This is a genomic window from Pseudogemmobacter bohemicus (genome assembly GCF_003290025.1).
Classification (GTDB): domain Bacteria; phylum Pseudomonadota; class Alphaproteobacteria; order Rhodobacterales; family Rhodobacteraceae; genus Pseudogemmobacter; species Pseudogemmobacter bohemicus.
The window spans coordinates 96,043-99,725 of record NZ_QNHG01000005.1; the positions used below are offsets into that span (position 1 = coordinate 96,043).

Annotated in this window: 4 protein-coding genes, 1 pseudogene and 1 riboswitch; of the genes and pseudogenes, 1 reads left to right on the top strand and 4 read right to left on the bottom strand. The window is 61.1% G+C overall.

Features of this window, described 5'->3' with window-relative positions:
* The 3 genes and pseudogenes from DRF71_RS28230 to DRF71_RS22805 form a co-directional block, all read right to left on the bottom strand.
* Window positions 1–543: heavy metal-binding domain-containing protein (locus tag DRF71_RS28230; RefSeq protein WP_269814399.1), on the bottom strand; the 543-nt coding region annotated here is incomplete at its 3' end.
* Entirely contained in the window at window positions 543–905 is a 363-nt protein-coding gene (locus DRF71_RS22800; protein WP_043847423.1) for an NADH-quinone oxidoreductase subunit A, read from the bottom strand. The genes DRF71_RS22800 and DRF71_RS28230, both read right to left, overlap by 1 nt.
* 143 nt (window positions 906–1,048) lie before the next feature.
* Window positions 1,049–1,744, bottom strand: a pseudogene (locus tag DRF71_RS22805) (transposase); the annotation flags it as partial.
* Between the two features lie 78 nt (window positions 1,745–1,822).
* Here DRF71_RS22805 and DRF71_RS22810 point away from each other — a divergent pair.
* Window positions 1,823–3,184, top strand: coding sequence for an ISKra4 family transposase (locus DRF71_RS22810; protein WP_456300095.1), 1,362 nt, complete (start codon window positions 1,823–1,825; stop codon window positions 3,182–3,184).
* A riboswitch (cobalamin riboswitch) is annotated at window positions 3,180–3,388 on the bottom strand. (Overlaps the previous gene by 5 nt.)
* Before the next feature lie 17 nt (window positions 3,389–3,405).
* Here DRF71_RS22810 and DRF71_RS22815 read toward each other — a convergent pair.
* Window positions 3,406–3,683 (bottom strand): MerR family DNA-binding protein (locus tag DRF71_RS22815; RefSeq protein WP_157971266.1); only part of this gene is annotated, 278 nt, incomplete at its 5' end.

Sequence of the window (3,683 nt, forward strand, 5' to 3'; positions counted from 1 at the left end):
GTGCGACGCCGCGCCGGAAACGCGGCGTTCCACAAGGAACATCCCGCATTTCGGGCATTTGCCGGGTTCGTCCGAAACGACTTCGGGATGCATGGGGCAGGTGTATTCGATCCGCTCCGACAGGGCAGGCGCATCAAACTCCGTGATGTCTGGTGCAAAAGCCCCATTGCGGAGCAGTTTGCGCAGATCCTCCAGTCCGGAGATCAGGCCCGCCTGCGACATCTCCGCCGTCACGTCGGCAGTGGGCAGAGGGCCAAGATCGACCTCACCAAGCGCCAGAATGCACCGGGGTCGCGGCATCTGGGCCCAGACGACGCTGGCCGCATCGGCCAGCGCAGTGGGCAAGGGCCCCGCGATCAGCAAGACGTTCGCGTGGCGCGGCGTCACCGCGCGGATCAGCCCTGCGGCGTCCAGATCGAGACCACGGGCATTTGCGATATCCTCACCGGGAACAACGAACGTGCGCAAGTCCCGCGCCATGGCCCCGGCGACCAACCCGCGGAAACCGCGCAACAGACCCTGACGTGCTCCGGACAAATCCATCATTGCCGCCTCAGCGCGCCCTGGCTCCATCCATAGAGCAGGCCGAGAAACAGGATTGCGAGAAAGACACCCATGTCGAGCAGGGCAACCAGCCCCTCTTCACGGTAGACGACCGCCCAAGGGTACATGAACGCCATCTCCATATCGAAGGCCAGAAACAATAGCGCATAGCCGTAATACTTGGCGTGGTATCGGACCCAGACCGGATCGCGGGCCAGCGTGCCGGCGGTTGCGGGCACGTCCTTGGCGGGTTCGGCACGGGCCCGCCCGATCGCACGGGCGAGGGCATAGATGCTCAGGACCAGCCCGACCGTGCCGAACGTCAGGCCGAGCAGAATGGCGTATTGCGTCAGTTCACTCATGTCCGCACTGGCTCCTGTCGTGCTTGGCCTTTTTTGCCAGATCTGGTACCGCGCACGAAAAAGCCGTGCGTAGTCCTTTCCATCCACGTTAAGGCAAGGACGCTCAAAAAGAAAAACGATTACGAAAAATTACTGGCTCTGCCTCACTTTGTGTGGTCAAACGGTAGCATTCTTGCCCGCAACAATTCTGGGCCGGCCCGACCGTACATGGCGCGTTTGAGGATTTTCAGGCGGTTGATCTGACCTTCCGCCTGGCCGTTGCTCCAAGGCATCTCAATCGCGTTTTTGACCGCATCGAAGTCCCGGTTCAATGTGCGGGCAAAGCGCACGATCGGCACCAACTCGGTTTCGATTGCGTCGTCGATCCATGCAGGGAGCGGGCCTGCGTCGCGCCCACGCATGATACCGTTGAACCGCATGGCGAGGCTGCGCATCGATACGAAGGCGGGAGAGCGGGTCTTGAGAGCATCGACTTTACGCGCCTGATCCGAGGTGAGCTTGCCGCGCGGTTTGATGCACAGCGCGGCCGCGATGACCGGGGAGATCGCGTGCCCCGTTTCCGGGTCCCGAACCGGCTCCAGGATCTTGTGTTCTACCTTGGGATCGCTCGCTTGCTGTTCGGCTCTGCGCCAACCCGCCAGCAGCCGCTGCAAATGCGACTGGCTCCCCTCGTAACCACGCTCTTGGATCAGACTGAAAAGGGCGCTGCCAGTTCGAATGCCCTCCTTCCAGCTTTGGCTCAGGAACTCTTCAAAATACCATGGCGAACTCGGCTTCAAAGCGGCCCGCCTGCGGTCCGGTGGTGTTTCGAACTGCAGCCATTTCGCGATGCTGCGACGCGGGAGTGGACAGAACATGGGGGTCGTCGTCGGTGATCTGGCCTGTGCTAAGGTAAGCTCTTTGTATGGGGGGCTGCCATGGACGTACGGATTACAATCGAAACGACCTTCGACAACGGGGAGAAGCGCACTCATCAGCTTGACGGCATTTCTCGACCATACCGGGTGACCTGCCCAGACGGGATCGGGCTGCGCCTCGAGGATGGGAAAAGGATCCTCGAACAGATCCAGAGGGTAATCCTTTACGATCAGGTCGATGAGATCATTCGAGAAAGCCGCGTATGCCCGGATTGCGCCTCGGTTCGTGCCATTCATGACTATCGCACGCGCGATCTCGACACGCTCTTTGGGCGGGTTCGGGTCAAAGCCGCGCGCATGCGCCGCTGTTCGTGTGATGCCAGGTCAGCGGCGATGCCCGGTGGACCTATTTCTCCGCTGGCCTATTTCTTTCCAGACCGGGCTACCCCGGAGCTGCAACGGCTACATGCGGACCTTGGTTCCCGGCATACCTTTCGCGAAGCGGCGCGGCTGATGAAAAGCTTCCTCCCCTGCCATCCGCCCCATCACACCACGGTGCGTGACCGGTTGGGAAGAGTAGCCACTGGGCTCGAGAAAAGTCGAAGGGCATCAGGCGATCCCGTTGAAGCCCCGCCCAAAGGTGGTTTGACGGTTTTTCTGGACGGTGCGCATATCCGCTGTCGACCGGAGTATCAGCAGCGACACCTGGATCTTGTGGTCGGCAAGATTGAAAGTCGCAATATGTGCCGACGATTTGGCTTGGTCGCCAATGCGACGGCATCGCCAAGCAGCCGCATGCGAGAAGAGCTGTCCGACTATGGATGGAAGCCAGGCCGTCTGTTGACGGCAATCTCTGATGGCGAGCTTGCTCTCCCGAACCTCATACGGAATGCCGTGGGTGGCGACGGTCAGGTGAAACATATCCTCGACTGGTGGCACATCTCGATGCGCATTCAACATATCGAGGCCGCCGTTCAGGGTCTGGTCCAGACACCGGGGTTCACTGGAGTTCCAGTGCTGTTCCAGCGCCCCGCGAAAAGCCTCCGTTGGCGGCTTTGGCATGGCAGAGCACGGGTGGCGGAAACATATCTGAAGGCGCTGATGCATGATTGCGTCGGCCTCGGGGAAGAACCTCTGGCTGTCCGCACCGCTGCCGCTCGTGTGCAGGCCCGCTGCGAGACACTGTACACCTATCTCGCGAAAAACATGGAAGCCCTTGTCGACTATGGCCGACGGTACCGTAACGGGCTGCCCATCTCGTCTTCTCGTGCCGAAGGATCAGTTGATGACATTGCCAATGCCCGCATGGGAAAGCGCAAGAGGATGCGTTGGTCGCCCAAAGGGGCTCACCGAGTAGCCGTCACAAGGGCCGCAGTTCTCGATGGTCGGCTGACCGTCGCAAACAGAAAACGCCCCGCATGACCCCCATGTTCTGTCCACTCCCCGGATTAACACAGTCCTTCGCCTTCCCGGGCATTGGCCCAGTGGCACGATGAAGGACCGCTACCGCATACAGTCGCGGGGGCGGCTGAGGCCTCGAGCGCCGCAATTGGGTCCGCCCTTCCTCATTCCCGATTGAGTTCCGGGACTCTGCGCCCCTTGAACACCAAACAATGAGAGCTTCGCGCCGAACCCCCGCGAAGTCAACTAACTACCCGGGAGTGAGAATGCTGCACCGGTACTGCTTTGCCGCTCTGCTGTGTCGTGCAATCAGATCCATGCTCCACCCCGTGCCCGAGGTCAGCCAGGATCGGGCAGTCGGGCCGGTGATCGCCGCAGCATGCGTCGGCTAGCTGGCGCAGCGTGTCGATCATGGCCTGCATCTCGCGCACCTTCCGTTCGAGGCCGTCGATCTGGTCCGTCGCAAGGCGTTTCACATCCGCGCTTTGACGGGTCCGGTCGCGCCAGAGTGCCAGAAGCT